Source organism: Nocardia carnea (assembly GCF_029869215.1).
GTDB classification, from domain to species: Bacteria; Actinomycetota; Actinomycetes; order Mycobacteriales; family Mycobacteriaceae; genus Nocardia; species Nocardia carnea_B.
The window spans coordinates 13,060-39,783 of record NZ_JARWPM010000369.1; the positions used below are offsets into that span (position 1 = coordinate 13,060).

A 26,724-nucleotide genomic window follows, 5' to 3' on the forward strand; every position below is an offset into this window, starting at 1 on the left:
TTTGTCACCCGTCCTTCCGGAACGCGAGCACACTGCCCTCGGCGTCGGCGGCGATATACAGGGTTCCGTCCGGCCCGGCGGTGATTCCCGCGAACGGCCCCTGCGGGCCGGAGAACGGCGGCATACCCAGCAGCGGTTTCGGCGTCACTCCGGGCGGCGCGCCCACCGGCAGGTTCCAGGCGAGTACCTCGCGCGCCTTGGTTTCCAGATCGACCGCGACCAGGTTCTTGGCACCGGCATCGACGATCAGCAGCTGCGATCCGCGCACGAGGATGCCCTGTGGTGTGTCCAGGCCATCGACCACGGTGTCGACCGCCCCGGCCCGCACCGAGACGATCCGTCCCGCACCCGATTCGGCGACCAGGCAGGTCCCGTCTCCGGTGAACGCGACGCCGATCGGCTTGTCCAGTCCGGCGGCGAGCACCTCGACCCCGCCGTCACCGCGGACGCCCAGCACCCGGCCGGTACCGAACTCCGTGGTGACGATACGACCGCCCGGCCCGGCCTCGATCCCGTACAGCTGATCCAGTGGTTCTTCGGCACCGGCCAGGAATTCGCTTTCCCCACTCGCGGGCCGCCATCGCGCGACCTGCCCACCGGCTGTCGCGACGAGGAATTCCCCGGGCACGGTCGCCGTGACACCGCGGGCGAAACCGGGATAGCCCGGGCTGAACAGCATCCCCAGGGTTTCCAGTCCGTCGGGCCCGGCAGCGTAGAAGTAGGTGCCGTCGGCGACGAAGAGGGTGCCGTCGGGGCCGACGGTGAGGTCGAGCGGCCAGTTCAGGCCGCCCGGCAGGGTGGTACGCGTGGTGCCGTCGGACAGGATTTCGGTGATCTCACCGGTGAAGTTCGAGACGAACAACCGGCCGTTCACCAGGGTGCAGTTGTCCAGGCCCGGGTTCAGTTGGGCGAGGACGGTTTTCTCGCCGTTGCGCGGATTGATCCGCAGCACCTGACCGGAGGCGACCTGCGTGGAGACGATATTGCCGTCCGGATCGAATTTCACCGAATCGGGCACCCCCAGATCCCCGGCGACCCGCTGCGGTTCGCCGCCGTCGGGATGGACCCGCCAGATCTCGTTGAGACCCATCACCGGGTAGTAGAGCAACCCGTCGGGCCCGACCTCCATCGCGTTGGGTTGTTCGAGGTTTTCCAGCAGGATGCGCGGCGTACCGCCGTCCAGCGGCAGTTCCATGAGCCGGCCGCCCGGCCGGCATTCGTTGACGAACAACCGGCCCTGATACACCGTGATGCCGTTGGCGCTGGGCAGATCCGCGCGCAGCAACCGGGTGGTGCCGTCGGCATTGCGGGCGCTGACCCGGCCGTCCATCACCTCGGTGGCGTACAGGTTGCCGTCGGGATCGAAGGCGCAATCGTCGGGCGCGATGATGTCCCCGCCCTTGGCGCTGATGGTTTCGATCGCGCCGGTCTCGATATCGAGGGCGCTGATCTGGCTACCGGTCACCTGGGCGATATAGATCCGCCCGTCCGGCCCGGTCCGCAGCCCGTTGGCCCCGAACAGCCGGCTCGGTGGCGTGACCCGCCGCTGACTCCAGCCGGCCGCGAGTCCGATCGATCGGCCGCCTTGATAGCGAGCCTCTTGCTGCAACATTCCGACTCCCAACCGACCCGGCCGCTAGCGCTCATCCGCCTCGATGTCGAGGACTTTGTAAGGAATCTAACGCCCCATCCAGGCAAGCGCAATAAGTATTGCAATCTTTGTAAGGATAGACTTGAGCATGGGGTATCCGCATGTCCGCGAGCACTTTCGACGCGACGGCGAGGCACCATGGGCGACTCCTCGCGACCCATGGAGAATATCATTCTCCATTTGGGAAATGACGAACTCTGCGGAGATCGGCGCACGGGAGCGGCTCGTAAAACAGCAGGCACCCGGGCTCCGAGCCGATGCTTTTCGATACTGATTCGGCTCTCGGCGCAGGGACGCGCCGTAGGCGCCAACGGGACCGCGTTGCTACCCGGAACCGGCCTTCGTACCCGATCGAAGCGACAACGGCCGAGCGGACGGCCCCGGTACGACGTATCGAATGCGCGCGATCAGAAGTACGTTCCGCTGAACGGGTGGTCGTCCACCGCGAACAGCGCGTCCGCGGCGGACGCGGCACCGGGCCGATGTTCCACCGCCCGGCCCGCAAGCGCCAGATGACGCCATGGTGTGCCGCCCAGATAGGCGGCACCGAGGGTGGCGATATCGGCGGTGAGATCCGCGGGCGCGGCGGTGGCGGCGGCACCGTCCCCGGCGATCCGGAAGGTCGTATTGTTCGCCGGCACGAGCGGGTCCGTCACCGTGAGCACCACCGGCGGCCCCGCTGTGTAGGTGCGCCGGCGCAGCGCCGCGGCCACATCGACCACCCGCAACCAGGTCTCGTCACGGATATCGGTCACGGTGACCGCACGCTCATCGGTCAGCAGATGCCGCAGCGGAGCATCCGGCGCCGCCATCGGGATCACCACGGAATCGACGATATCCACGGCCAGCAGATGCCGGAGGAGACCCAGGTAGGCCGCCGGGGTGGTCGCGACAAGGTCGTCGACCACCACCGTCCGCTCGGTGCTGCGCGCCCACCCGGTCGATTCGGCGCCGTGATAGCGGACGAAACCGTCCTCCGCGCCGCGTTCCCCGTGCACCGCGACATGTCCGCGGTCGCCCTTCAGCTGCAGCAACCGCCACCAGTGCGGCGGCCGGTCGATCGCACCGACCCACGCCACCCCGGCGGTGGCGTAGATCTTCGCGGGCACCTCCCACGCGTCGGCGGGCGCCAGTAAGCGCACCGGTCCCGATTCCGGCACGGTATCGCGGAACCGGGCCCGCCGCCGGTCGATCTCCAGCCGGGCGGCCGAGCCGGCGATTCCGTATCCGAACCGCTCGTAGATCCCGCCCTGGGTGGCCCGCAGCGAGGCGAGGACCTCGCCCCGCTCCGCGATATCGGCGAGCTGGCGCCGGAGCAGCGCGGCAGCGATCCCCCGCCGGGTATGCGTCGGTAGTACGCCGACATGGGTGACCGCCGCATGCGATACCCGCTGCCCGCCCGGCACCACCAACCAGCTCGTGTACGAGTTGACCGTCCCCACGAGTTCGCCGCCGTCCCGGACGCCCAGGGTCCGGCCGGGTTCGTGGAGTTCCCCGGCAGCGGATTCCAGCAGCGGCACCCCGGTCATCGCGGTCCGGAACACCTGCTGGGCGGCCCACAGGTCCGCGGGATCGGTGAGGGTCTCGATGTCGACGGACATGGTCGGCGCTCCGTTTCTTCTCTGATCGGTACCGTTCGCCGGCGCGAACCGGCGGCGGGCCACCCAGAGGGCGATCCGGCCGCCGCACGCCCAGGTGGGCCCGCGCCCGGACGGGGTCCCGAAACACAGTCATACCCGGTGGCCCGCGGCACACGTTCGGCGGCTGGATGCGCCACATGGCATACGGCGCGTCGCGGACCGGTCCACGCGGACGGCCCAGGTCGCCGGAGAGGCGGCGGCCACCAACGGCCATCGGCAGGACCGCCCCGGGTTACCCAGTACGTCCGGGTTCGGCGGGTTTCCGAGCGGCGTCCGGGTTCAGCCGGTCACCGAGCCGCGCCCGGATTCAGCCGGTCACCGAGCGGCCCGGTTCGGTGGGTTACGACACCGCGACCCGTTCGGCCGCGGGCGCGGGCAGCGGGGATAGTTCGAGATTGTCGCGGAAGGTCGCGCCGAGGTAATCGCTGCCGACGATATCCCGGCGGCGCAGCTCCGGAAGCAGTCCGTTGGTGACGAAATCCCGGGTGCGTGGGTCGTCCAGACTGCCGACGGTCACCATATCGAGAACCCCGGCGCGATAGCGTTCTTCGATGGCGTCGGCCAGTTGCTCCGGGGTTCCGGCCGCCGACCAGTGGCCGGTGTGCCGGGCTTCCAGGATGAGTTCGCGCAGCGTATGCCCAGCGGCGGCGCGGCGGGCGAAGATCTCCACGCGGCCGCGGCGGCGCCGGACCGAATGCAGTTCCGGCAACAGGCTTTCCGGTAGCGGCCGGTCCAGCGGAAGGCCGGACAGGTCCACATCGCCGCCGAGCATATCCGCGAGCAGCCGCCGCCCCGCCTCCAGATCGAAGGATTCCTCCTGTTCCCGTACCAGCCGCGCGGCCTCGGCCTGGGTCGCGCCGTAGGTGGCGTGCAGCGAACTGAAGATGTAGGGCAGTCCCGGCGCGCGTCCCAGTTCCCGGGCACGCGCCCGGATCCGGTGCGTGTAGGCGAGCGCGTCGTCGAAGGTGGCGAGCGAGGTGAAGACGACTTCGGCGAACCGGGCTCCGAGCTCCACACCACCGGCCGACTGACCGGCCTGGAACTGGACGGGCCGGCGCTGCGGCAGCGGTGGGATATTGAGTGGTCCGCGCACGGTGAAATAGCGGCCGCGATGGTCGATCGGCCGGACCCGGACGGGATCAAGTACAGCGCCGCCCCGGCCGTCCGGTGTGAGCGCACCCTCCCGCCAGGAATCGAAGAGCGCGTGCACCACCTCCAGCGATTCCGCCGCGCGCGCGTACCGATCCTCCGGGCCGGGCAACTCCAGATCGCTGTAGTTCTCCTCCCCCAGCGACGAGGTCACCGCGTTCCAGGCGGCGCGGCCGTTGCTCACATGGTCGAGGGTGCCGAACAGGCGCGCGAGGTTGTACGGGTGGTGGAAGGTGGTGGTGACGGTCGCGATCAGTCCGATCCGCGAGGTCACCGCGCTGAGCGCCGAGAGGTAGATCAGCGGTTCCTGCGCCCCGATCGCGCCCTGCGCGCCGAAAGCCAGCAGGTCGGCGGCGAAGAGCGCGTCGATCTTGTGCTCTTCGGCGACCTTCGCGACGGTGAGCGCGTTCGCCAGAGTCGAGCGCGCCGGGTCCACGGCGGCCGCGTAGATATCGGTCCCTCCGCTCACTCCCGTAACCGTCTTCAGATGCCGCCGAGATCCGTCACGCGATACCACTGCCCGACCGTAGGACGGCGCCGCCGGACGGGACATCCTTGCGCTCAGCGTGATTCCTGCGCCGCGCGTACCCGGGTCCTCGTCTGCTGAACCGGTACACGGCCCGGCCTGGCGAAGCCCCGTCAGGCTTGCTCGGGAACGCGGAGCCGGTGGGCGGTGGTGTCGAACAGCGCGTGGTGGGCGAGGTAGGCGCCGGTGGTCGCCGCCAGCGTCGCGGCAGCCAGCAACATGTACATGACGACGATCTGATACCGGATCGCGGTCAGCGGGTCGACACCGGCGATGATGAGCCCGGTCATCGCCCCCGGGAGGCTCACCAGCCCGACCACTTTCGTCGAGTCGACGGCCGGGAGCAGGGCGGTGCGCACCGCGGAACGCCGGTGCGGGGCGAACGCGGTGGTGGCGGGCATGCCGAGGGCGAGCCGGGTTTCGATCGCGGGCCGGTGATGGCCGATATCCTCGCCGACCCGCAACAAGGTCACCCCGGTGGCCTGCATGGCGGTGGCGATGACCATGCCCGAGATCGGGATCATCACCTCGGCTCGCGCCGCCAGCACACCGAACACGATCAACGCGACCAGCACCGGAAGCGACCCGACGGCGATCGCGACCGTGGCCAGAACCCGGGCCCGGGGCACAACGCGGCCGCGGCGGCCGGCGACCTGCCCGGCGATCAGCAGCATCAGCGCGACCCAGCCGATCGTCCCTGCCGTCGCGGCGTGCGCGAACAGCAGCAGCAGCAACACCGCCCCGACCGCCGCGAGCTGCACGGCGGCCCGGACTGCCGCGGTCACCAGATCGCGGGTCAGGCCCAGCCGCTGATACGCCGCGGCGGCCACCGCGGCGCCCACCAGCGGCACCGCGGCCGCCACCTGCCACCAGGTCATCGCGGTGGCGTTCACGAGTGCTCACCCGTGGTACGGCGGCCGTGGTCGAGCGTGATCACCTGGCCGGCCAGACGACCGATCTGAGCGGAGTCATGGCTCACCAGCACCAATGTTCCACCGCCGGTGGTGAACTCGCTGAGCGTGTGTTCCAGCGCCCGGGTGGAGGTGTCGTCGAGGGCGGCGGTGGGTTCGTCGGCCAGCAGCACCTGCGGATTCGTAGCCAATGCCCGGGCCACACACAACCGAGCCGCTTCCCCACCCGACAGTCCGCGGGTAGAGCGAGCGAGGAAGCGCGCGGGCAGGCCGGCCCGCACGAGCAGCGTCTCGACCTGGGTCTCGGTGAGGTCGGGCCGCGCGATACGCACTTCGCTGAGCACCGAACCGGTCAGCAGAACCGGCCGCTGGGCCACCAACTGGACCCGCCGCCGCAGCGCGAGCACATCGTGGGCGGTCAGGTCCATACCGTCGAAAGTGATACGGCCGATATCGGGGTCGTCGAGCCGGATCAGCAGCCGCAGCAGGGCGGATTTACCCGCGCCGCTGGGACCGGTGAGTACCGTGCAGGCCCCACCCGGGATATCCGCGGCCAACCCATCGAGGACCGTGGTCCCGCCGCGGCGCAACCGCACACCACGGATCTCGTACCCCGGCGCCCGCGGCGGGCTGTGCCGCGCGGTTTCGGCGGCCGGGCGTTCAGGCCGGTTCGCGGCCGAGAAGGGTTTCACGGCGGTAATACTCGTAGAGACCGTCGAAGATCGGCCCGGACACGGACAGGGTGTGGGTGTCGTCGCCGATCATCGAGAGCCCGCGCAGCACGGCGTCCAGGCCGGGCGCTTCGGGGGCGTCGAAACGTTCGTCGTCGATATCGGCCTCGTGCACGATCTCGGCCATCCGCCACAACACGGGATCGGTGAGATCGTGGCGGCGCAGGATCGTTTCGAAGCTGCAGTCCCCGCCGTGGTGGCCGAGGTCGGCACCGCGCATATCGAACGGTGTCGCCTCCGCCGGGACCTCGGCCGGGTCGGTGACGAAGACGAACTCCGCCGCGGAGTCGATCTCGCGGCGGATCAACCAGGCACAGGCGGCGCGGTCGATATGGATACCGGCGCGGGTGGCCCATTTCATGCGGACTCCTCGGTGACGTGGTCGGAATGCAGGGACTGCACCGCCCGCTGGGCGGCGGTGCGCGCGGGCGGGGGGAAGAAGTCCCGGCGCTGGATCCGGCGCAGTTCCCCACGCAGCCGCCGTAACGCGCGGCGGCGTTCCTCCTCGGGCAGGGTGAGGGCCTGGTCGGCTTCGGCGATCACCGCGGTGTACTCCGCAGTGCGGGCCTGGGCCATGGTCCGGGCGAGACGGCGCTCCTGGGCGGCGGTAGTGGGCCGGGCCAGCCACACCATCGCCTCTCCCCCGCCCTCGACGATCTCCTCGGCGATCCAATCCAGCTGTTCACGGGTCCGGGCGTCCGCGGGCAGGGTCACCACCCCGTCTCCGAGCTGAGCGACACCGAGGCGTTTGAGTTTGCGCCACACCGTGATCCGCGCCGTCGACGGATTGCGTGGCATCCGGTACGACAGCAACACCCATTGCCCCGCGGCACGGGCCGACGCGGCGGAACTCGCCGTCGGCGCCTCTCGCTCGTCAGCGACCACGCGCTCACCTTACCGCAACCGTGGTTGCAATATTTCTCACGTTCCGAAACACTGCAACCACGGTTACATTTCCCGGCATGGATTCGGCCGGAGAAGGGGAACGCCCCGTGTTACGACGCGACACCGCCACAGACCTCATCCCGTTACGCACCGCGACCAAGGCGTGGTTCCTCATCTCGCTGCAAACCTTCGGCGGACCGGCCGGGCAGATCGCGGTCATGCAGCGCACCCTGGTCGAGGAGAAACGCTGGATCGGCCAGCAACGCTTCCTGCACGCCCTCAACTACTGCATGCTGCTCCCCGGCCCCGAAGCCCAGCAGCTGGCCATCTACATCGGCTGGCTGCTCAACGGCCGCCGCGGTGGCCTCATCGCCGGTACCCTGTTCGTCCTCCCCGGCATGCTCGCGCTGCTGGCCCTCTCGGCGATCTACGTCGGATTCGGCGACACCACCCTGCTGGCCGGGCTCGCCCCCGCCGTCGTGGTCATCGTCGCCCAAGCCGTCCTGCGCGTCGGCCGCCGCGCCCTCACCCGCCCCGGGCTCGTCGCGATCGCCGTCGCCGCCTTCGCCGCGCTCACCCTGTTCGCGGTCCCCTTCCCGGTCGTCATCGCGGTAGCCGCGGTAGCCGGATGGGTGCTCGGGCGCACGAACAGGTCGGCACCGGCCGATCACGATGAACCCGGCACCGCGGAATCCGTGCCGCTGATCGCCGACGACGCGCTGCACCACGAAACCCCTTCGGCCCGGCGCGGCCTGGTCACCCTCGGTATCGGACTGCTCATCTGGGCCGCCCCGGTCGCCGCAGCCGCCGTATTCCTCGGCAGCACCCACACACTCACCACCCAGGGCGTGTTCTTCTCCGGCACCGCGGTGGTCACCTTCGGCGGCGCCTACGCCGTACTCGCCTTCGTCGCACAACGCGCGGCCGAGGTCTACGGCTGGCTATCCCCCACCGATATGGTCCGCGGCCTCGCCCTCGCCGAATCCACCCCCGGCCCCCTGATCATGGTCGTACAATTCGTCGCCTTCCTCGGCGCCTACCACAACCCCGGCACCCTCGACCCCTGGATCGCGGGCGTACTCGGCTCCCTGCTCACCACCTGGGTCACCTTCGTGCCCTGCTTCCTGTTCATCCTGCTCGGCGCGCCCTACGTCGAACGACTGCGCCACAACCACACCCTGTCCGCGGCCCTGACCGGGATCACCGCCGCCGTCGTCGGCGTCATCGCCAACCTCGGCCTCTACTTCACGCTCCACACCCTGTTCACCGAGACGAACACGGTCACCACCGGGCCCCTGCACCTCCAAATCCCCGACCCCACCAGCATTCAGCCCGTCGCCCTCGCGATCACCACTGTCGCGGCGGTCCTCGCATTCGCACTCAACTGGACCATGCTGCGCATCCTCGGCGTCAGCGTGGCCCTCGGCCTCGCCGCGACCTTGGCCGGACTGCCCCTCACCTGACCGCCGCGCCGGCCCTTCGTGGGTGTTCCCGTACGGTCCGATTCCGGTGATCTTCGGCGCTCGGCCATGATCACCGGAATCCGAGCACACTCGTCAGCCGAGACCGGCACGGTTCGTCAGCGTTGAATTCGTCGTGAATTCAACTACCCCCGTAGGGAATACGCATCGCCCGGCGCGCGGTTGCGGCGCATATGGCACTCACCGCACCGATCGGCATCGCGCTCAATCCCGACCCCGCCGCGCCGAATACTGTCGACGATCTGCTCGAACGTGCGCGCACCGTGCAGCGCGCCGGGATCGACCGGGCCTGGTTCGCACAGCGTTTCGATTTCGATTCGCTCTCCGTCGCCGCCGTCGTCGGCGCCGCGGTTCCGGGACTGCACGTCGGCACCTCGGTGGTGCCGATCAATCCGCGGCATCCGCTGGTGGTCGCGAGTCAGGCGCAGACCGCGCACGCCGCCAGCCATCGCCGCTTCACCCTCGGGCTGGGGCTCGGGGCGCGGGATCTGGAAGAGCCCGCGTTCGGCGTGCCCACCGACCGCCCGATCCGCCGGTTGCGGGAGTACCTGACGGTTCTGCGCGCGGTCCTCAGCACGGGCACGGTCGATTTCACCGGCGAAACCCTCACCGCTGCCCCGCGGTTGTCCGCCGCCGTCGCCGGCGGCGACAATCCCCAGATCGTGGTCGCCGCCATGGGGCCGCAGGCGCTCGCGGTCTCCGGGGAACTCGCGGACGGGATCGTGCCGTTCCTGGCCGGCCCACGCGCCCTCGGCGACGATATCGTGCCCCGCGTCGAAAGGGCCGCCCGCGCCGCCGGACGTCCGCGGCCCCGGGTGATCGCAGGGGTCGCGGTGGTGGTCACCGACGAACCGGACCGGGTCCGCGCGGTGGCGGCCGAGCGGATGGCGTTCTACGACGCGATCCCGTCCTATCGGTCGGTACTGGACCGGGAAGGTGTCGCGAGCGCCGCCGAGCTGGTGGTGATCGGCACCGAAGCCGAGGTCGAGGCGCAACTGCGCCGCTACGTGGATGCGGGCGCCACCGAACTCCTGGTCACGCAAACCGACCTGGGCGGCGCCGAGGACGAGCGCGCCACCTGGCGTTTCCTGGGTTCGATCAGCGGTAGGCGGGCCTGAAACCGGACATCGGTGATGCAGGCGGCGGCCGCCGCCTGCCACGGGTCCCAGGGATCTCCTCGGTGAGTTCCGTGCCGTCGACACGGGCCCGCAGTCGGCGACGATCACCGCGATCTCGCCGTCGGCCGGGATGCCAAAGGATGGTATGCGGTGGCCGGAGTGTGGGATGACGACGCGGCTCCGGCACTCGGGCGGGCGCGGCCCGATTACCGGCGCCCGGCGGTCAGGTTGGGGTCGATCGGCACAAACGCGGTGCCCGCCTTCGCGGCGGCCCAGATGGTGACGACCGCCGCGAGGGACCGCGGCAGGGCGGCGGCGAGAACGGTGCCGGGGCGCAGCAGAACCCGGGCGAGCTAACGCGAAGCCTCGCACCTCACCACCGCAGGCGCCGGTCCGCACCGGCCACGTGCCGGTCGGCAACGACCGGGTGAATTTCGCTCACGGCGCGTTCAATTCTTCCCGCGACCGGCCCGTCTCGGTACTGTCGCGCCTCGTGCCGATCTGCGGTGATCGGCTCGACAGCCCTGGTCGGGCGGAAGTATGGAGAACGAAGTGGCCGACTCGGGGCGAACCGTGTGGTGCGGACGATGACCGCCACCGCAACGCCGGCGCCGACCGCGACCGAGCCGGCGCAGAAGCCGGCCCGCAGTGGTTACCGCACACTGCTGCAGCCCGCCCTGACCCGGCTCGCCGCCCTCGCCCTGGTCCTCGGACTGTGGGTGCTGGTGACGGCGACCCGGCTGGTGGACCCGCTGTACCTGCCGTCACCCGGAGCCGTGTGGGATGCGTTCGTGCGGGCCAGCACCCGGCATCCGATCGCGCCGGGCGTCGACCGGATGGTGATCGGCGCGCAGGACTACTACCTGTGGGAGCATCTGGTCGCCAGTTTGCAGCGGATCGGCGCCGGGGTGGGGCTGGCGGTACTCGCCGGCCCGCTGATCGGGTTCGTGATGGGGATGGTGACGCCGGTCCGGTTGATCACCGAACCGATCCTGAACTTCCTGCGTGCCCTTCCGCCGCTGGGCTACATCGGGTTGCTGATCGTCTGGTTCGGTATCGGTGATGTGTCGAAGATCTGGCTGCTGTTCCTGGCGGCGTTCCCGCCCATAGCGATCGCCACGCTCAACGGTGTCGCGGGAGTGCGGCAGGATTATCTCGACGCCGCCCGTTCGCTGGGCGCCGGTCGCGGGCAGGTGGTCGTCCGGGTGGTACTTCCCGCGACTCTGCCCGAAGTGATCAGCGGTATCCGGATCGCCACCGCGTTCGCCTGGACCACCGTCGTCGCGGCCGAACTGAACAACGGGATCCCCGGTATCGGCGGGCTCGCCTATATCTCCGGAACCCAGCTGGACACCCCGCTGACCATCGCCTGCATCATCGTGATCGGCTGCGCCGCACTGGTTCTCGATTCCGTCATCAAATTCGCCGGTGACGCGGCAGTTCCCTGGAAGGGCAAGGTATGACACGCATCCTGCGTACTGTTCTGGCGCTGGCACTGGCTTTCGCGGTGGCCGGTTGCGTGGAATCCGGTCGCGGCGACACCGGCGCGCAGAGCGCCGCGGCCTGCCCGTTCGAGCCGGATCCCGGGATCACCGCCACCGCGCGCCTCGGTTTCCAGGCGATCCCGAATGCCGACCTGTACGTCAAGGACCGGGGCCTGCTCGAGGCCTGTCTGCCGAACGCGACGATCACCTGGAGCCGGTTCGCCTCCGGCGCCGATGTGGTGCAGGCCTTCGGCGCGGGCAGTATCGATATCGCGACGCTCGGGTCCAGCCCGGCCACGAAAGCGGTGTCGGCACCGCTGAATCTGCCGGTGCGGGTGCTGTGGATCCACGATGTGATCGGGGAATCCGAATCGCTGGTGGCCAAGGCGCCGATCACCGAGGTGGCGGGCCTGCGCGGGAAACGGGTCGCGACCCCGTTCGGTAGCACCGCGCACTACAGCCTGCTGGCCGCGCTCGACGAGGCGAGGCTCACCGGCCAGGTCGAGCTGGTGAACCTGCAGCCCGAAGCCATCCCCGGCGCCTGGACCGGCAACCAGATCGACGCCGCCTGGGTCTGGGCACCGACCCTGCCGAAGCTCATCGAAGCGGGCGGCACCGCCATCGCCTCCAGCGCCGATACCGCCGCCGCGGGGTCGGCCACCTTCGATGTCGCCGCCGCCACCACGGCATTCCTGGAGCAGCACAGCGATTTCGCGGCGGTCTGGGCGAAGGTGCAGAACTACGCGGTCGGCCGGTTGCGCGACAACCCGCAGGAGGCGGCGGTCTCGGTGGGTGCACAGCTGGGGATCGACCCGCAGCAGGCGTTACCACAGCTCGCGGGCTACACCTACCCCACCGCGGCCGAACAGGCCGGACCGCGGTACCTGGGCGGCGACTTCGCCGGGAACCTGCGCAATACCGCGCAGTTCCTGCTGAACCAGGGCGGTGTCGAGGCCGTCGGCAGCGAACAGGACTACCGGGCCGCCCTGTATCCCGATGCGGCGCGGTCCGCGCAATGAGCGGCGACGTCCACCGGGTCACCTTCACGGGAGTGGCCAAGAGCTATCCGGGCGGTGACGGGCCCACCCAGGTACTGGCCCCGACGGATCTCACCATCGACAGCGGCGAATTCGTCTGTGTCGTCGGCCCATCCGGTTGCGGGAAGACCACGCTGCTGAAACTACTGGCCGGTTTCCTCGAGCCCACCCAGGGCACGGTGCGGGTCGGGGATCGGCCGATCACCGGACCCGATCCGGATCGCGGTGTGGTTTTCCAGCAGCCCGCCCTGTACCCGTGGCTGACGGTGCGGCAGAACGTCGAGTTCGGGCCGAAGGTCCGCGGAATCGCCCGCGCCGCACGCGCGGCCGAGGCGGGCCGCCTGCTCACCATGGTCGGCCTCGACCATCTCGGCGGCCGGCGCCCCTACGAACTCTCCGGCGGCCAGCAGCAACGCGCCCAGATCGCCCGCGTCCTGATCAACGACCCGCGGATCATCCTGATGGACGAACCTTTCGGCGCCCTCGACGCCCTGACGAGGGAGAACCTTCAGGGCGAACTCCTCACCCTGTGGCGGGAGCGGCGCAAGACCGTCCTGTTCGTCACCCACAGCATCGACGAGGCGCTGCTCCTGGGCACCCGAGTGCTGGTGATGGGCACCCGGCCGGGTCGCATCATCTACGACCGCCCCACGGCCTTCAAGGCCGAGCTCGCCGACGCCCCGTTCCCCGCACTACGCGCCGATCCGAGGTTCACCACCATGCGCGACGAGGTGGCCCAGCACATCTACACCGCCCACGCGACCCCGTGAGCCGGATCCCCGAAGCATTCGCCGCCCGGGCTTACAAGTAGGCCGGTGTGCTGATCGAAGCGCAGGTCACCGGTGGTACGCCGCGGATCATCGCGATTACCGAGCTCGCCGATTGCTGGGCACCGGAGCTTCCGCGGACGAAGTACTCGCCACCGCGGTGGACGGCCCGCACCGGGTCCGGTTGGTCGGCGCCGAACTCCCGGTGATCAAGGCCGTGCGCTCGATTCGCTGTCCCGGCTGGTTTTCGACCGCCGGTGACCCGCCGGCGCGGGACCGCCGTCTCCGTGGCGCCGGGGCAGATCGGTCCGGCGCCGATACGGCGGGCCCCGCAGTCGGGGACGCCGGCCGGTCAGCGCGGTTCGATCAGCTGGATCTCCAGTTCGATGCGGACCGTATCGCTCAGCAGCCCGGGCAGTGCGGCGCCCACGGCGAAATCGGAGCGTTTGATGGTTCCGGTCGCCGAGAATCCGGCGTGCCGTTCGCCGGCGGGACCGAAATCGCCGATACCGCCCCATTCGACGTCCAGGGTGACCGGCGCGGTGCGCGTACCCAGCGTGGCCTCCCCCGCGACCGTGAACTGCTCGGCGATCCGCACCGGTTCGTTGGCGCGGAACGACAGGACCGGGCGGTTGGCGACGTCCAGGAAGTCGGCGGTGCGGATATGCGCGTCGCGGTCGGGGTTGCCGGTATCGAACGAATCGAGGTCGATGGTCGCGCCGATCGTGGCGGCGCCGGTGTCGTCGACGTCGAAGCGGGTGCCGAAACGGGTGAACCCGCCGCGGACCTTGGATATGCCCAAGTGGCGGATGACGAACGCGACGGAGGAGTGCGCGGGATCGAGAGCCCACGACCCGGCGCGCAGGGTCGTACTGGTGGTTTCCGGTGTTGTTGTCATGTCACCACGATCTCCGCGCCGCTGCGCACCGGCCAGACCCTGGTTATCCCCGCACTGACAGGGCGCGGATAACGCGGCCGCCGCACGGCACCATGGTGGAATGACCCGCAACGCCTTCGCCGAATACCTGGTCAGGCGGCGCGCCGAACTGCGGCCCGCCGACCTCGGCCTGCCCGCGGGCGGCCGGCGCCGGACACCCGGCCTGCGCCGCGAGGAGGTGGCTGTGCGGGCCGGAGTGAGCGCCGACTATCTGGCCCGGCTGGAACAGGGTCGCGATACCAACCCCTCGATCGCGGTCATCGAAGCGCTGGCCGAGGCGCTGCTGCTCGACGAGGGCGAACGCGGTGTGTTCGGCTGGCTGGCGATGACCAGCGGCCACGAGGCCCGCTGCCCGGAACCCCACCCGGCCCAGGAGCAGATTTCGGAAACGATGCAGGCCGTACTCCGGTCGCTGGCGCCGACCCCGGCATTCGTCCTCGGCCTGCGACTTGATGTGCTGGGCTGGAACTCCGCATGGGAAGAGTTCGCCGCTCCGCTGGGACTGCTGGATCAGCGGGAGAATGTGAACTTGGCCCGGTACGTCTACTCGCATCCGCAGGCCCGGCGGATGCTGCGCAACTGGGCCGACGCCGCCGATACCTTCGCCGAACTGCTACGCCGCGCCACCCTGCGCCGGCCCGGTGACGAACTCCTGCGCGATATCGTCACCACGCTGCGCCGGAACCCCGATTTCGCGGCCCGCTGGCGGCCGCAGGGCGCGGGCCTGCCCGTATCGAAGGTGCTGCGGTTCGCTCATCCGGACTCGGGTGAGGTCGACGTTCCGGTCGAAATACTGGAAAACGACGCCGATCAAGGTCTGGTGATCTGGCTCGTCGACCGATCCGCCGCGGCAGGCCCCGGCCTGCGTCTCGTACCGCCGCACGCCGCCGGGGAGTAAGCACGCCGGTTACGGGCCTCGGCTGGGGCGGCCCCGTACCCCGGAGCCGGTCCGCAGAGCCGGCCTCGGCAACGGGCGCGCGGCGAACGGCGCCTCGCGGGGGCGGAGGAGAGCGCGGTGCGGGTATCGCGTATGGGGAGGCGGGGCTGTTCCCCGAGGGCATCGCGGGGCGGTCACGCTGTTACGACCGACCGTCCGGGATATCGGCAGCGCACCGCCGATGGTGCGCAACCTAGTGGCAGGAACGGGTTCGGCACAGGGTTTGGTTCAGCACTATCCGAATGATTGCCGGAGCGGGGGACGGCGACTGGGATTACCGAGTCGATATCGGCACGAGCATTCGGGAGCACGGAGTGAAATTCCCTCGATCGGTGACGGTGCTGCTGCTGGCCGCCGCGCTCGGCCTCACGGCGTGCGGTGGTGATTCCGGGGCCGAGGGTGATGCGGTGCGGATCGGGACCACCGAGAACAGCCCGGAATGGGATGTTTTCGAGCGTAAGGCCCAGGAGCAGGGCATCACGCTGGAGATCGCCACCTACTCCGACTACTCGCAGCCCAATATTGCGCTGTCGCAGGGGCAGATCGATGTGAACCTCTTCCAGCACCTGCAGTTCCTCGGCGAATACAACGTCGCCAACAATGCCGATCTCACCCCGATCGGTGCCACGCAGATCGTGCCGCTGGGTCTGTATTCGAAGAAGCACGAGTCCGTGGCCGATATCCCGCCCGGAGGGGAGATCGCGATCCCGAACGATCCGTCGAACCAAGCGCGGGCATTGTTCGTCCTCGAAGCGGCGGGCCTGGTGAAGCTGTCCTCGGACACCCGCGCGCCGTCGCCGGCCGATATCGACCGGAATGCGTCCAAGGTGAAAGTGACACCGGTCGATGCCGCACAGACCGCACTGTCGCTGGAATCGGTGGACGGGTCGATCATCAACAACACCTTCCTGGAACGGTCGGGTGTCGACCCGCTCTCCGCGCTCTACAAGGACGACCCGTCGAGCCCCGGCGCCGAACCGTATATCAACGCCTTCGTCACCCGCGCCGAGGACAAGGACAACGCGACCTATCAGCGTCTCGTGGAGATCTGGCACGACCCCGAGGTCCAGCAGGCGGTCGCCGATTCCTCCAAGGGCACCGCGGTGCAGGTGCGGCGCACCGGAGCGGAACTCGCCCCGATCCTGCAGCGGGTTCAGCAGACCATCCGTGACGGGCGGTGAGCTCCACCCCTGCCGTCGAATTCCGGTCGGTGACCAAGGTTTTCCGCACGGGCAAACAAGAGCAGACCGCGCTGGCGGATATCGATCTGCGGATCGAACAGGGCGAGATCTTCGGCGTGATCGGCTATTCCGGTGCCGGTAAGAGCACCCTCGTGCGATTGATCAATGCCTTGGAGAAGCCGACGAGCGGCACCATCGAGATCGCCGGCTCGCCGATCACCGGGGTTTCCGAGGCGCGGGTGCGCCGGTTACGCCGCGATATCGGCATGGTGTTCCAGCAGTTCAACCTCTTCCGCTCGCGCACCGCCGCCGGCAATATCGAGTACCCGCTGAAGGTGGCCGGCTGGCCGCGGGCGAAGCGAAAGGAGCGGCTGGCCGAACTGCTGGAATTCGTCGGCCTGTCCGATAAGGCGCGTAGCTACCCCGACCAGTTGTCCGGCGGTCAGAAGCAGCGGGTGGGGATCGCCCGCGCGCTGGCCACCTCCCCCTCGCTGCTCCTGGCCGACGAGGCCACCTCGGCGCTCGACCCCGAGACCACCGGCGAGGTGCTGCGCCTGCTGCGCAAAATCAATACCGAACTCGGTGTCACCATCGTGGTCATCACCCACGAAATGGATGTGATCCGCGCGGTCGCGGACCGGGTCGCGGTGCTGGCCGAGGGCCGGATCGTGGAGCTGGCAAAGACGTTCGACGTCTTCGCGGCCCCGCAGTCCGCCCCCACCCGATCGTTCGTCGATACCGTCCTGCACAACCGGCCGGCGCCGGACGAACTACGCCGGCTCGAGGAACTGCACCGGGGCCGGCTGGTGACCGTCGATATCGACGACGCCCGCGGTATCGGCCCCGCGCTCACCACCGCGGCGCAGTCCGGGGTTCGGTTCGAAGTGGTCTACGGCGGAGTGAGCACATTGCAGGACAAGACATTCGGCAGTGTCACGCTCGCCCTCGACGGCCCGGACGACGCCGTCGAAAAGGTCATCACCCAGCTGGGGCAACGGTAGCGAGGACACCGGATGGACACCGACTGGGACAAACTGCGCCCGCTGCTCACCGAGGCGATCGGCACCACCGTCTACCTCGTCCTGCTCACCTTCGTGGTGGGCGGCATCATCGGCCTGTTCCTGGGCACCGCGCTCTACACCACCCGCAAGGGTGGTCTGCTCGCCAACGCCCCGATCAATTGGCTGCTGAACGTGACCGTCAATATCGTGCGGCCGATCCCGTTCATCATCCTGCTCGCCGCCCTGGGTCCGGTGACACTGGAGGTGGTCGGCACCACCATCGGCACCGAGGCCGCCGCCTTCGTGATGATCGTGGCCGCCTCGTTCGCCATCGCCCGGATCGTCGAACAGAACCTGGTCACCGTGGACCCCGGGGTGATCGAAGCGGCCCGCGCCATGGGCGCCGGACCGCTGCGGATCATCATCACCCTGCTCATCCCGGAAGCCCTGGGCCCCTTGATCCTCGGATACACCTTCATCGTCATCGCCATCGTGGACATGTCCGCGATGGCGGGCACGGTCGGCGGCGGCGGCCTCGGCGATTTCGCCCTCGTCTACGGCTACCAGCGCTTCGACTGGGAGGTCACCCTGGACGCCACCCTGCTCATCATCGCCGGTGTGCAGGGCATCCAGTTCCTCGGCAACTGGCTGGCCCGCAAGGTCCTGCGCCGCTGAACCCGATTACCGAAGAACGGAGGCGTCCGTGAAAGCATCCGCCGAATGCGGGATACCTACGGCGTTTCGACGACCTGGGTGCCGTCGGCGAAACGGTCGTGCCAGCCCTGTTTGGTGGAACTGGAACTCACGGTGACGGCGATGCCGAGGGCAGCGGCGAACCAGAGCACACCGCCGAGGCAGGGAATCAGGTTCAGCAACATATAGGCGTTGCGGAACGCGGATTGCCTCAGGCTGGGCTTGGGCGCCCCGCCCGCACCGTTGACGTGCAGGCCCAGCAGTTTCTTACCGGGCGTGGAACCGGTGGTGACCTCGAATCCGAGGAAGTACAGGAAGCCGAAACCGGCACCGGGGAGGATGGAAACCCATCCCGGAACGTGGGCGGATCTGTTCAACAGCCAGAACAGGATCGCCCCGACGACAGCGGCGACGATCCAGTCGACGAAGCGGGCCGCGGCGCGTTTACCCAGGCCGCCCGGGGTTACCGTGGTTCCGGAATAGGGATCGAATCCGGCCGTACTCATCGTGCTCCTGTTCGTAACGGGGATGGCGCAGGTATCTCGGCGACCTCACAGGTTCACGCCGTAGTCGCGGGCGATTCCGGCCAGCCCGGAGGCGTACCCCTGGCCGATCGCGCGGAACTTCCATTCCGCACCGTGGCGGTAGAGCTCACCGAAAACCATGGCGGTCTCGGTCGAGGCGTCTTCGCTCAGGTCGTAACGGGCCAGTTCCGAACCCGTCGTCCGGTCCACGACCCGGATGAACGCATTGCGCACCTGCCCGAACGACTGCTGCCGGGCGTTCGCGTCATGGATCGAGACGGGGAAGAAGATGCTGGTGATCGTGGGCGGCGTGGCAGCCAGATCGACATTGATCACCTCGTCGTCGCCCTCGCCTTCACCGGTGAGGTTGTCGCCGGTGTGCTCGATACTGCCCTCGGGGGAACGCAGATTGTTGTAGAACACGAAATGCCGGTCCGAGACGACCTTGTGATCCGGTCCGGTCGCCAGGGCGCTGGCATCCAGGTCGAACTCGGCCCCCGTGGTGGACCGCACATCCCAGCCCAGACCGACCGCCACCGCGGTCAGATTCGGGGCCTGTTTCGACAGCGATACATTGCCGCCCTTGGCGAGGGTCACGCCCATCCCGCAATACTCCTTCTCTCCTGCTGTTTCCCGGCGCCCGGAAACGCGTGCGCCCGAGCCGGCCCGGCGCCACGGCGATCCCGGGTCGCGGCCATGGTGCCCGACGCAGGCTTAAGCCAGCATTAACGACGGTTCGGCCCGCAGCCGCCGCGAGGGCGGTACGAGCGGACAGCAGTCACGGTCGCGGTGGTGGCCGTATTCATACTGGGTGGCGTGCGCATATTGGTGGTCGATGACGAGATCCGTTTCGCCGACGGGCTCCGGCGCGGCTTGCAGGCCGAGGGCTTCGCCGTCGATCTGGCATACAACGCGACCGACGGCTTGTGGCGGGCGCGGGAGGTCCGCTACGACGCGCTGGTGCTGGACGTGATGATGCCGGGTATGAGCGGATACGCCGTGTGCCGGACCTTGCGGGACGAGCGGAACTGGACACCGATCCTCATGCTCACCGCCAAGGACGGTGAATGGGACCAGGTGGAAGGTCTCGACACCGGCGCCGACGACTATGTGATCAAACCCGCCGATTTCCCGGTACTCGTGGCCCGGCTGCGGGCCCTGATCCGGCGCGGACGTCCGGAACGCCCGACCGCCCTGCAAGTGGGTAGTCTGCGTCTCGACCCGGCCACCCGCGAGGTTCGGCGCGGCGATACTCCGGTGCGGCTGACGGCCCGGGAATTCGCGATCCTGGCGTTCTTCGCCCGCGAACCGGGCGTGATCCGGTCCAAAAGCGAGATTCTGGCCGGAGTCTGGCACGGCGAGTTCGACGGCGATTCGAATATCGTCGAGGTGTACATCGCGCATCTGCGAGCCAAGATCGACAAACCGTTCGGCGTCGACACCATCCGCACGATCCGCGGCGCGGGATACCGGCTGATGCCCGATGCCTAGTCTCGGTCTGCCCTCGCTACGGGTACGGATCACGGTGACGACCACGGCTGTCGTCCTGGCGGTCCTGGCGGTCGGCGCGGTGAGTTTCCTGCTGCTGTTCCGCCATACGCTGGTCACGGCGCATTCGAACGCGGCCGATATCCAGGCCGACCAGATCGCCGCGGACGCCCAGCACCGGCTCGGCGCCGGCGCGGACACGGCGTTGCTACCGGTGTCGGAGGTCGACAACGTGATCGTCCAGCTCCAGCAGGACGGTCGCGTGATCACCACGGCCGAGGGTGACTCCGCGACCGGCCCGGTACTGCCGGTGCCGTCCGCGGAACGCTTCGCCCTCGACGGCACCGACTATGTCGTGCATTCGGCGCCGATCACACTCGCGTCGGGCGCGGTGCAGTCCGTTGTGGTCGCGCGCTCCCTCGCGGACGCCGATGACGCGGTGCGCTCGGCGGCCCTCTTGCTGGCCGTCGCGGTGCCCGCTGTCAGCGCATTCGTCGCGGGGTTGATGTGGGCGGTGGTCGGCCGCTCGCTGCGGCCGGTGGAGCGCATCCGTCTCGATGTCGAGTCCCTCGGCGAGGACCTCTCCCGGCGTGTGGCTCCGCCCGCCGGGAACGACGAGGTCGCCCGGCTGGCCGCGACCATGAATCGGATGCTCGACCGCCTCGAGGCCGCACACCGGGCCCAGCAGCGGTTCGTCTCCGACGCCTCGCACGAACTGCGCTCACCGGTGGCCGCCATCCGGCAGCACGCACAGGTCGCGCGGCACCACCCCGGCGCGACCGATCTCGCGTCGCTGGCCGAGGTCGTGGACAGCGAGGCGGCCCGGCTACACGATTTGGTGGACGATCTCCTGCTGCTGGCCCGGCTGGGTGAAGGCACCGGCCACCACTGCGGCGAAGTCGATCTCGACGATATCGTGCTCGCCGAAGCGGCCCGGCTGCGCCGGCTCGGCGTCACCACCGACACCGCGGCCGTGGGGCCGGCCCGGGTTTTCGCCGACGAACGGCTCCTCGCCCGGGCCGTGCGCAACGCCACCGACAACGCGCGCCGCCACGCGCGCAGTCGCGTCGACTTCACGCTGCGCTGCACGAACGGACAGGTGGTGCTGTGGGTCGACGACGATGGCGACGGTATCCCCGAACACGACCGTGACCGGCTGTTCCGCCGATTCGAACGCCGCGACGACAACCGCAGCCGCACCCACGGCGGCGCCGGACTGGGCCTGGCCATCATCGCCGAAGCCGCCCGCAACACCGCCGGCAGCGCGCGGCTGTCGAGTTCGCCCCGCGGTGGCGCCCGGCTCGAGATCAACCTGCCGGAGCACGCCGACAACTGATCGGTCTGGATCGCACCGCGCCCGCGGGCATGAAAACACTCGACGTCAGCCGGTTCGGCCACTCCCCTCGGCACGTCGGCCCGGTGCTCGGCGATCGTGTCGCATGTGGCCGCACCGAGCGGTCTGTGGCCAGTTCTTCGCCCGGCGGACACGGGCCGACGAGGGTGCGGCGGCATGTGCACAGATGAGCCGTGGTCTGGTAGGTCTGTCACCGACGAGGCGCAGGTCCCGCCGCGGTCGACCGGGCGGTAGCAACCTATGGGCCGCTTGACATGGCCTTCAACTGCGTCGGCGCGCAGCCCGCCGATGCCGCCGGGGAGACGGCCGCCGACTTCGATCAGGTCGAACACAGTCGATCTGCGCGGGGTCTGGGCCGCGAGGAAGCAGAGCCGCGCCATATGCGCGCCCAGGGCTCGGGGGCGATCGTGAACTGTTCCTCTCGCGGTTGGCCTGGTCGGTCTGCCCGAGCGCAACGCGGTGTGCCCGGGCGTGGTCGAGACTCCGATGGTCGCCGGGATGCTGGCGGGTCAGGCCGAGGCGATGGCCGCGATCATCGAGCAGCAGCCCGTCGGCCGCCTGGGCCGCGCCGAGGAGGTCGCCGCGGCGGCGTTATGGCTGTGCAGCCCGGCGGCGAGTTTCGGCTCGGCACGGCGCTACCCGTCTACGGCGGGACGTGCCGGGTTCCCGAGCTGCGCCGGGCTGAAATCTCAGCGTTCGAAGCTGGAGCTACCCGATGACTCCACAGGCGATCCGCGGCCCCGAGTCCCCGGTGCTCAGGGTTTCCGCGTCTGGGCCGGGTACGCCCCCGGCCTGGTACCGATTGGGGATGTTGGCGAAGTTGTCCGGGCCGGCATGCAGGATCACGGCTTTGCCCGTGATCTGGTCCACTGTGATCGAGTCGGTGGTGGTGACCAGCCGCCCGGTGCCGTCCTTGCCGACTTGTAAAGCGGTCATGTCTCCGGCGGCCGGATGATGTTCCGGCCCGTCGAGGTGCAGGTGTCCACCGGCGGAGAGGAAGTGACCGGGCGGACCCCCTGAGGGGGCGATGGAGTTGGGCTCGCATTTGCCGTACTGATGGATGTGCAGGCCGTGGAAGCCCGGGGTCAGGCCCTGCGCGTCGACAGTGAGCCGTACCTTGCCCCCGACAGTGGCGAAATGGGCGGTGCCGACCTGCCTCCCGGTGGGATCTCTCAACTCGACCTGTTCCGAGCCCTCGCGGTGCTGCCTTGGGGTCTCGGTGGTGGCCGAGTTGGTATTCCCCGCCGTCCAGACCGGTGGAGTTGTTCCCGGGACTTCGCTGGATTCTTGACTGTTGTTACAGGCGGCCACACCGAAAGCTGTGACCGCGAGCAGCGGGGCAATAGTCCGCTGCACAGGGCGATACGTCGCGCGGAGCGCCATCGAAGAGCTTCCTTGTCGAGTTGATTGCACGTGCTGCCGGTGTCGCTCGAGCAGTAGTCACAGAAGCTGAGATGGAAAACGTTGCGTTGATGATAGTCGACTCTTCCGGAAGCCCCGTGACCTTTACGGCTCAGCGTGGCACGTCCTGTTGAGCTCGCAGCTCCTGCAGGGTTCTCCAGACCGCGCCCGGCCTGGGCAATCACCGTCATCTCGTCCCGCTTGGATCGGCGACAAGGATTCTGGCTGCCGATAGTAGGCGGATCGGTGTGCAACAAGATTTGTCAGGGATCCGATCCCACCCGCCGTTGTCGGGGCGTAGTCGGGCGCAATGTCTCCGGCGCAGGACGTGCACGGTGGTACCTTTCCCGCATGGCGCCGATGAGGCAGCTCCGGCGGATGGTCGAGAAGACCCCTGCCTCCCGAGAACGATACATCGACCTGCTCCGCGCGATATCGATCATCGCCGTGGTGCTCGGGCACTGGCTGGTGGTCGTGGTCGAGTACCGAAACGGGGAGCTGACCGGCCGCTCGGCCCTGCCTTACCTGCAATGGGCGCATCCGGTCACGTGGCTGGTTCAGGTCGTGCCGATCTTCTTCCTCGTCGGCGGGTACGCCAACGCCGCCTCACTGGCCGCCAACCAGCGGGCGGGCGGGAGTGCGGGCGATTGGCTGGTCCATCGGGCGGCCCGGCTGGTACGCCCCTGCACCGCCTTTATCCTCGTGTTCGCGGCCGGCTCTTGGGGGGCGCGACTGCTGGGCGAGGACCCGCAGCGCATACGGCTGGTGGTGTGGACCGCGGCGATCTCTCTGTGGTTCCTGGCGGCCTACCTCATCATCGTCACCCTTGCCCCGGTGATGTCGACGCTGCATCGCCGATTCGGTATCGCGGTGCCCGTGGTTCTAGTTGTGCTGGTCGCCGCGGGAGATTGGGCCAGGCTCTACGGCGACGAGGCCTGGGGCAATGGGAGCTTCGTGTTCGGGTGGATGGTGATGCACCAGATCGGCTACTTCTGGCGGGAGAACCGGCTACCCACCAGCCCGCGCACGCTGTGGGCGCTCGTCGTCGGCGGGCTGGCTGTCGTGCTGGTGCTCACCGTGCCGGGCCCCTATCCGGTGAGTATGATCAACGTGCCGGGAGAGCGGCTGCACAACATGTCGCCGCCGAGTCTGGCGCTGGTAGCGTTGTTCGTCGCTCAGCTCGGGCTCGCCCGGCTCGTACAACCGCCCGCTGAGCGATGGCTGCAACGTCGCCGGCCGTGGATGGCGGTTATCGCGGTCAATGCGGTCGCCCTCACCGTGCTGTTGTGGCATATGACAGCCGCACTGCTGATCGTGCTGGTTCTGCACCTCGCCGGGATACTGCCGACCGAGACCGCCGGGACCACGGCGTGGTGGGCTTGGCGGCTGCCGTGGCTGTTCATGCTCACAGCGGCCCTCGCTGTACTGTTGGCGATCTTCGGGCGTGTCGAGTTCGCCGCCGCCCGACACCTACAACGGCGTCCTCGATGGATGCCCGAGCCGGTGGCCGCGGTACTGGCCCGCCCGACGCTGCGGCTGATCCTGGCCTCTACCGGAATGGGCGCCGTCGCTGTCGGACTGCTGAACAACCAGCTGTACCCCGCCACCGAGCCGGCTCCTTTCGGCATTCCGACGTTCGGGTTGGTCTGTTACCTCGCCGGTGCACTCCTGCTACGGGTCCTGTACGCCGCATCTCCCATCACCCCCACTGCTTCGCCCACTCCGGACCCAACACCGGGCACGAGATAGCTTCCGCGTAGGACACCGCCGGACCATCACGCCATCTCAGTCACAACCTCTCACCCGAATAACAGATTACGGCCCTCACCTCGAGGGCTCATAGTATTCGGGCCAGCGGCGGCGGTGGCCGATTTGGCTGGTGGATACGGGGGTCGTGGCTTTGATCCCGCACCGTAGCGACCGGCGGTGATATCGAGCGGGCCGCCGGCACCCGGGGGTCGCCGCGACCCTGTTCATGGGCGTGCCCGGGCCGGTCAGTAGTAGACCGGTCCGGGCACACCGCCACCGGCCGCGATGGCATCGCCGGTGATGGCGATACTGCGCGGTGAGGCGAGGAAGGTCACCACATCGGCGAGTTCCCGCGCGTCGATGAGCCGGGCCACGGTGTTCGTGACGAGAGCCGACTCGAGTTCGGCGACCGTGGAACCGGTTTCGGCGGCTTGGTCGGTCAGCCGCTGGGCGAGTCGTTCGGTGCGCGTGAGTCCGGGATGGACGACGGTGACATTCACGCCGTGCGGCCCGAGTTCGTCCGCCAGATTCTTGGTCACGGCGGACACACTGATATTACGCACCGTCTGTGCGATCGAATTCGCCTGCCGGGCACCGAGCCCGCTGATATTGATGATCCGCCCCCACCCCTGCGCCACCAGATGCGGCGCTACCGCGCGCGCTGTCCGCAGATAGCCCAGCACTTTGATCTCGACCTCCCGCCGCACCACCTCATCGGTGGTGTCGGCGAGCCCGGTGGGGGACCCGGCGCTCCACGGTGTCGCCGCGGCATTGACCAGGATGTCCACCCCGCCCAGTTCGCTCACGGTCCGCCACACCAGCTCCCGGACCTGCTCGTCGTCACCGGTATCGGTGGGCACGGCCAGTACCCGCCGGCCGGTGTCCCCCGCCACCGCGCGCGCCGCACTGTCCAACGCTTCAGCCGAACGTGCCGCCAGCACCACATCCACCCCCTCGGCGGCCAGCCCCCGGGCCACAGCCAGCCCGATCCCCTTGCTGCCGCCGGTGACAATGGCGCGTTTACCGTCCAATCCCAGGTCCATTCGCACCACGCTAACAACGGTCGCCTACCCGGTCGCGGATCTCGCTCCACGCGATCCGAACCCGAGAAGCTCCCGCCCACAGCGCGGCACATCGAGACCATGATGAGCGCGCCGCGCCCTCGGGCCGCCCGTGTCACGTGCGGTCCGGCACTGCAGCGACCGCTTCAGCGGTAGAGCGCCAGACCGTCCGCCAGTTCCTCCTCATCACCGTCCCGATAGGCGGCGATAGCCTGCTGCAGAGCGAAAGTGCCGGCGATCGCGGCGATGCGGGCGGTTGTCTCCTGATCCGCCCAGCCACCCAGCGCAAGCACGCGTCGCAACAGTGATACGCCGTAGCCGGCGCCGATCGCCGCAAGGTCTTCGGCGGGGTCACCGAGACCGACTTCGTCCCAGTCGACCACTCCACTCAGGCGTGGGAGCCCGTTGATGCTCTCCCACAACACGTTCTCCGGTCCGAGGTCACCATGCACCACCGCCGCCGTCAGGTGGGGAAGGCTCTCGACGGCGGCGAGTTCCTGTTCGGCACGCCGACGCCCACCGGCAGACATGAGCCCGAACAACTCGGCGCGGACGTCCGCTGCGAATCGCTGCCACCGGTCCGCCGGGGCCGGCAGGGCCGCCCGCACTCCCTCGTCGGCGCCGACCTCGGCAAGACCGGCCAGCAGTCCGACGTACTGGCCTGCGACCACATCGGCCACCTGCGGTTCGTCGAGAACCTCGGCGGGCAACGGAGCTCCGGGAACCCGGCTCAACACCAGGAACGGCTGCTCATCGGTGCCATCCGCGTAGCGCTCCGCCAGTAGAGCCGGGGTCCGGAAGCCGAGGTCGATTCCGGCGAGGATACGTAGAACAGCCGCTCGCCGCGGCAGCCGGGCCGCCGCGGCCTCGGTGCGAGGCACGCATACCACCAGGTCGGGGCCGACCAGCACCAGATGGAACTGTCCCTCGTGGACGGCGAACTCCTCCGGTTCGGCCTCCGGCAGCAAGCGGCTCAACAGAACCCGATGCCGTCCGATCGTCCTCTCCACACCACAGC

26 protein-coding genes and 1 pseudogene are annotated in these 26,724 nt (G+C 69.0%); 14 read left to right on the forward strand and 13 right to left on the reverse strand.

Annotated features, from left to right (window positions below; translation table 11 throughout):
- Window positions 1-4: 4 nt before the first annotated feature.
- The 7 genes from QH276_RS26010 to QH276_RS26040 all read right to left on the reverse strand — a co-directional run bounded on the left by QH276_RS26010 (window position 5) and on the right by QH276_RS26040 (window position 7,493).
- Window positions 5-1,612, reverse strand: a complete 1,608-nt coding sequence (locus QH276_RS26010) for an SMP-30/gluconolactonase/LRE family protein (RefSeq protein ID WP_280398732.1) — start codon at window positions 1,610-1,612, stop codon at window positions 5-7.
- A gap of 446 nt (window positions 1,613-2,058) precedes the next feature.
- Entirely contained in the window at window positions 2,059-3,252 is a 1,194-nt protein-coding gene (locus QH276_RS26015; RefSeq protein WP_280398731.1) for a GNAT family N-acetyltransferase, read from the reverse strand.
- A gap of 379 nt (window positions 3,253-3,631) precedes the next feature.
- Entirely contained in the window at window positions 3,632-4,993 is a 1,362-nt protein-coding gene (locus QH276_RS26020) for an NtaA/DmoA family FMN-dependent monooxygenase (RefSeq protein ID WP_280398730.1), read from the reverse strand.
- An 86-nt stretch (window positions 4,994-5,079) separates the two neighbouring features.
- Complete coding sequence (locus QH276_RS26025) at window positions 5,080-5,859, reverse strand: ABC transporter permease (RefSeq protein ID WP_280406931.1); 780 nt, start codon at window positions 5,857-5,859, stop codon at window positions 5,080-5,082.
- A complete protein-coding gene (locus tag QH276_RS26030) occupies window positions 5,856-6,569 on the reverse strand; it encodes an ABC transporter ATP-binding protein (RefSeq protein WP_280398728.1) in 714 nt (237 codons plus the stop codon). Before QH276_RS26030 ends, QH276_RS26025 begins: the two co-directional genes overlap by 4 nt.
- On the reverse strand, window positions 6,538-6,969 hold the full coding sequence (locus tag QH276_RS26035) for a chromate resistance protein ChrB domain-containing protein (protein ID WP_280398727.1): 432 nt from the start codon (window positions 6,967-6,969) through the stop codon (window positions 6,538-6,540). Before QH276_RS26035 ends, QH276_RS26030 begins: the two co-directional genes overlap by 32 nt.
- A complete protein-coding gene (locus tag QH276_RS26040; RefSeq protein WP_280398726.1) occupies window positions 6,966-7,493 on the reverse strand; it encodes a Chromate resistance protein ChrB in 528 nt (175 codons plus the stop codon). The genes QH276_RS26035 and QH276_RS26040 overlap by 4 nt, the downstream gene beginning before the upstream one ends.
- Before the next feature lie 77 nt (window positions 7,494-7,570).
- Between QH276_RS26040 and chrA the strand changes: the two genes are divergently transcribed.
- The 6 genes from chrA to QH276_RS26070 all read left to right on the forward strand — a co-directional run bounded on the left by chrA (window position 7,571) and on the right by QH276_RS26070 (window position 13,589).
- Window positions 7,571-8,956: a chromate efflux transporter gene (gene chrA / locus QH276_RS26045; protein WP_280398725.1), complete on the forward strand. Its 1,386-nt coding sequence runs from the start codon at window positions 7,571-7,573 to the stop codon at window positions 8,954-8,956.
- Window positions 8,957-9,147: 191 nt separating this feature from the next.
- Complete coding sequence (locus QH276_RS26050) at window positions 9,148-10,092, forward strand: TIGR03564 family F420-dependent LLM class oxidoreductase (protein ID WP_280398724.1); 945 nt, start codon at window positions 9,148-9,150, stop codon at window positions 10,090-10,092.
- 587 nt (window positions 10,093-10,679) lie between these two features.
- Entirely contained in the window at window positions 10,680-11,555 is an 876-nt protein-coding gene (locus QH276_RS26055) for an ABC transporter permease (protein WP_280406932.1), read from the forward strand.
- Complete coding sequence (locus QH276_RS26060; protein ID WP_280398722.1) at window positions 11,552-12,595, forward strand: taurine ABC transporter substrate-binding protein; 1,044 nt, start codon at window positions 11,552-11,554, stop codon at window positions 12,593-12,595. Before QH276_RS26055 ends, QH276_RS26060 begins: the two co-directional genes overlap by 4 nt.
- Entirely contained in the window at window positions 12,592-13,383 is a 792-nt protein-coding gene (locus QH276_RS26065; protein WP_280398721.1) for an ABC transporter ATP-binding protein, read from the forward strand. Before QH276_RS26060 ends, QH276_RS26065 begins: the two co-directional genes overlap by 4 nt.
- Window positions 13,384-13,430: 47 nt before the next feature.
- Complete coding sequence (locus QH276_RS26070; RefSeq protein ID WP_280398720.1) at window positions 13,431-13,589, forward strand: hypothetical protein; 159 nt, start codon at window positions 13,431-13,433, stop codon at window positions 13,587-13,589.
- A 143-nt stretch (window positions 13,590-13,732) separates the two neighbouring features.
- Here the strand turns inward: QH276_RS26070 and QH276_RS26075 are convergent, their stop codons facing one another.
- Entirely contained in the window at window positions 13,733-14,278 is a 546-nt protein-coding gene (locus QH276_RS26075; protein ID WP_280398719.1) for a YceI family protein, read from the reverse strand.
- 100 nt (window positions 14,279-14,378) lie between these two features.
- On the opposite strand from QH276_RS26075, the gene QH276_RS26080 reads away from it, so the two are divergent.
- The 4 genes from QH276_RS26080 to QH276_RS26095 all read left to right on the forward strand — a co-directional run bounded on the left by QH276_RS26080 (window position 14,379) and on the right by QH276_RS26095 (window position 18,111).
- A complete protein-coding gene (locus QH276_RS26080; RefSeq protein WP_280398718.1) occupies window positions 14,379-15,215 on the forward strand; it encodes a helix-turn-helix domain-containing protein in 837 nt (278 codons plus the stop codon).
- A 353-nt stretch (window positions 15,216-15,568) separates the two neighbouring features.
- Window positions 15,569-16,435: a MetQ/NlpA family ABC transporter substrate-binding protein gene (locus QH276_RS26085; protein WP_280398717.1), complete on the forward strand. Its 867-nt coding sequence runs from the start codon at window positions 15,569-15,571 to the stop codon at window positions 16,433-16,435.
- Complete coding sequence (locus tag QH276_RS26090) at window positions 16,432-17,436, forward strand: methionine ABC transporter ATP-binding protein (protein ID WP_280398716.1); 1,005 nt, start codon at window positions 16,432-16,434, stop codon at window positions 17,434-17,436. The genes QH276_RS26085 and QH276_RS26090 overlap by 4 nt, the downstream gene beginning before the upstream one ends.
- Window positions 17,437-17,448: 12 nt before the next feature.
- Window positions 17,449-18,111: a methionine ABC transporter permease gene (locus QH276_RS26095; protein WP_280398715.1), complete on the forward strand. Its 663-nt coding sequence runs from the start codon at window positions 17,449-17,451 to the stop codon at window positions 18,109-18,111.
- A 56-nt stretch (window positions 18,112-18,167) separates the two neighbouring features.
- Here the strand turns inward: QH276_RS26095 and QH276_RS26100 are convergent, their stop codons facing one another.
- Both QH276_RS26100 and QH276_RS26105 read right to left on the reverse strand, forming a co-directional pair.
- Window positions 18,168-18,635, reverse strand: a complete 468-nt coding sequence (locus QH276_RS26100; protein WP_280398714.1) for an RDD family protein — start codon at window positions 18,633-18,635, stop codon at window positions 18,168-18,170.
- A gap of 45 nt (window positions 18,636-18,680) precedes the next feature.
- Window positions 18,681-19,256 (reverse strand): TerD family protein, encoded by a 576-nt coding sequence (locus tag QH276_RS26105; RefSeq protein WP_280398713.1) that lies wholly within the window; start codon window positions 19,254-19,256, stop codon window positions 18,681-18,683.
- 213 nt (window positions 19,257-19,469) lie between these two features.
- Here QH276_RS26105 and QH276_RS26110 point away from each other — a divergent pair, with 213 nt between their 5' ends.
- The 3 genes and pseudogenes from QH276_RS26110 to QH276_RS35610 all read left to right on the forward strand — a co-directional run.
- Window positions 19,470-20,144, forward strand: coding sequence for a response regulator transcription factor (locus QH276_RS26110; RefSeq protein ID WP_280398747.1), 675 nt, complete (start codon window positions 19,470-19,472; stop codon window positions 20,142-20,144).
- Window positions 20,137-21,477, forward strand: coding sequence for a sensor histidine kinase (locus QH276_RS26115; RefSeq protein WP_280398712.1), 1,341 nt, complete (start codon window positions 20,137-20,139; stop codon window positions 21,475-21,477). The genes QH276_RS26110 and QH276_RS26115 overlap by 8 nt, the downstream gene beginning before the upstream one ends.
- A gap of 516 nt (window positions 21,478-21,993) precedes the next feature.
- Window positions 21,994-22,056: pseudogene (locus QH276_RS35610) on the forward strand (hypothetical protein); the annotation flags it as partial.
- A 147-nt stretch (window positions 22,057-22,203) separates the two neighbouring features.
- Here the strand turns inward: QH276_RS35610 and sodC are convergent.
- Window positions 22,204-22,878, reverse strand: a complete 675-nt coding sequence (sodC, locus tag QH276_RS26120; RefSeq protein WP_280398711.1) for a superoxide dismutase[Cu-Zn] — start codon at window positions 22,876-22,878, stop codon at window positions 22,204-22,206.
- Window positions 22,879-23,247: 369 nt separating this feature from the next.
- Here sodC and QH276_RS26125 point away from each other — a divergent pair, with 369 nt between their 5' ends.
- A complete protein-coding gene (locus QH276_RS26125) occupies window positions 23,248-24,645 on the forward strand; it encodes an acyltransferase family protein (RefSeq protein ID WP_280398710.1) in 1,398 nt (465 codons plus the stop codon).
- Window positions 24,646-24,890: 245 nt separating this feature from the next.
- Here QH276_RS26125 and QH276_RS26130 read toward each other — a convergent pair whose 3' ends face one another.
- Window positions 24,891-25,688 carry an SDR family NAD(P)-dependent oxidoreductase gene (locus tag QH276_RS26130; protein ID WP_280398709.1) on the reverse strand — a complete coding sequence of 266 codons (798 nt, stop codon included), beginning with the start codon at window positions 25,686-25,688 and terminating at the stop codon, window positions 24,891-24,893.
- A 164-nt stretch (window positions 25,689-25,852) separates the two neighbouring features.
- Window positions 25,853-26,716, reverse strand: coding sequence for a viomycin phosphotransferase (vph, locus tag QH276_RS26135; protein ID WP_280398708.1), 864 nt, complete (start codon window positions 26,714-26,716; stop codon window positions 25,853-25,855).
- Window positions 26,717-26,724 lie beyond the last annotated feature (8 nt).